At 66.1% G+C, this 1,785-nt stretch carries 1 protein-coding gene; it reads right to left on the bottom strand.

Features of this window, described 5'->3' with window-relative positions; translation table 11 throughout:
• A partial coding sequence (locus tag ACIPIA_RS15510) for an ABC transporter ATP-binding protein (protein WP_400510844.1) occupies window positions 1-1,721 on the bottom strand: 1,721 nt, incomplete at its 3' end.
• Between the last annotated feature and the right edge of the window lie 64 nt (window positions 1,722-1,785).

Raw genomic sequence — 1,785 nt, 5'->3', positions numbered from 1 at the left:
TGTCCGGCCTGCGCGGCATGGAGGCTGCGATAGCGGCCTTCCTTGCGCGCGAGGAGCTGGGCATGGCTGCCCTGCTCGACGACATCGCCGTTCTCGACCACCACGATGCGGTCGGCATTCGCGATGGTCGCGAGCCGATGGGCGATGACAAGCGTGGTGCGGCCGCGCGACAGCTCCGCCAGTGACTGCTGGATCGCCTTTTCGGTCTCGGTATCGAGCGCCGAGGTCGCTTCGTCGAGGATCAGGACCGGCGGGTTCTTCAGGAAGATGCGGGCGATGGCGAGCCGCTGCTTCTGGCCGCCGGAAAGCTTGACGCCACGCTCGCCGATCACGGTGTCGAGGCCTTGCGGCAACGCCGCGATCACACCGTCGAGCCTGGCGCGGCGCGCAGCCTCGACGATCTCCTCCTCCGTCGCATCGAGCCGGCCATAGGCGATGTTGTCGCGGATGGTGCCTGCGAAGAGGAAGACGTCCTGCTGCACGATGCCGATGTTCGAGCGCAGCGATTTCAGCGTCATGTCGCGGATGTCGATGCCGTCGATCAGGATCGCGCCACCCGTGACCTCGTAGAAGCGCGGCAGCAGCGAGCAGATCGTGGTCTTGCCGGCGCCCGACGGCCCGACGAAGGCGATGGTCTCGCCGGCCCGGATTTCGAGATCGAGCCCGGCGAAGATCGGCCGGGTCGCGCTGTAGCCGAACCGGATCCCGCGATAGCTGATATCGCCCCGCAGGCGCTCGACGGTGCGGGCTCCCGGCCGGTCGGCGACGTCGGGCCGCGTCGCCAGGAAGGCGAGATAGCGCTGGAAGCCGGCGATGCCCTTCGGATAGCTCTCGATGACCGCGTTGATCTTGTCGACCGGCCGGAAGAAGACGTTGACCAGCAGGAGGAAGCCGACGAAGCCGCCAGCCGACAATTCGCCGCGCACCACGAACCAGCCGCCGGCCAGCATCACCACGACCTGCACGAAGCGCATCGAGAGATAGGACAGCGAGGTCGAGGCCGCCATGAGCTTGTAGGCCTGGAGCTTGATATCGCGGTAGTGGCGATTGCTCTCGGCGAAGAGGCGGCGCTCGTGGTCCTCGTTGGCAAAGGCCTGGACGACGCGGATGCCGCCGACATTCTCCTCGATGCGGGCATTGAAATCGCCGACGCGCCCGTAAAGCGCGTGCCAGTTCGTGGTCATGCGGCTGCCGTAGCGAATGGTGACGAAAGCTGTCAGCGGCACCACGAGCGCGGTGATGACCGCAAGCTGGGGATGGACCCACAGCATCAGCGCGAAGGCGCCGATCAGGGTCATGATCGCAATGAACAGGTCTTCGGGGCCGTGATGGGCGACCTCCCCGATCTCCTCGAGATCCTTGGTCAGGCGCGCCACCAGATGGCCGGTCTTCTGGTTGTCGAAAAAGCCGAACGAAAGCTTCTGCAGATGGTCGAAGGCCTTGGCCCGCATTTCGGTCTCGATGCCGATGCCGAGCATGTGCCCCCAATAAGTCACGATGACCTGGAGCCCCGCGCTGACCAGATAGGCGGCGAACAGGCCCGCGGCCGCGAGCGCGATGAGGTTGAGCTCGCCTGTCGGCAGCAGCCTGTCGATGAACAGCGTCACCGCGACGGGAAAGGCGAGTTCGAGCAGCCCGGCCGCCACCGCGCTGCAGAAATCGAGCAGAAACAGGCCCCGATGCGGGCGATAATAGGCGGCGAACCGCTTGATCAGGTCCATCTCGGTCTCCGCCGTGCTCTCGCTCAGGCCGGCAGGGCGATCGGCCGCCGTGTCTGCGGGTGTG

It is taken from the genome of Allobosea sp. CER48, from assembly GCF_044752385.1.
Lineage (GTDB): Bacteria > Pseudomonadota > Alphaproteobacteria > Rhizobiales > Beijerinckiaceae > Allobosea.
This window is presented reverse-complemented; position numbering and strand designations above follow the sequence as displayed.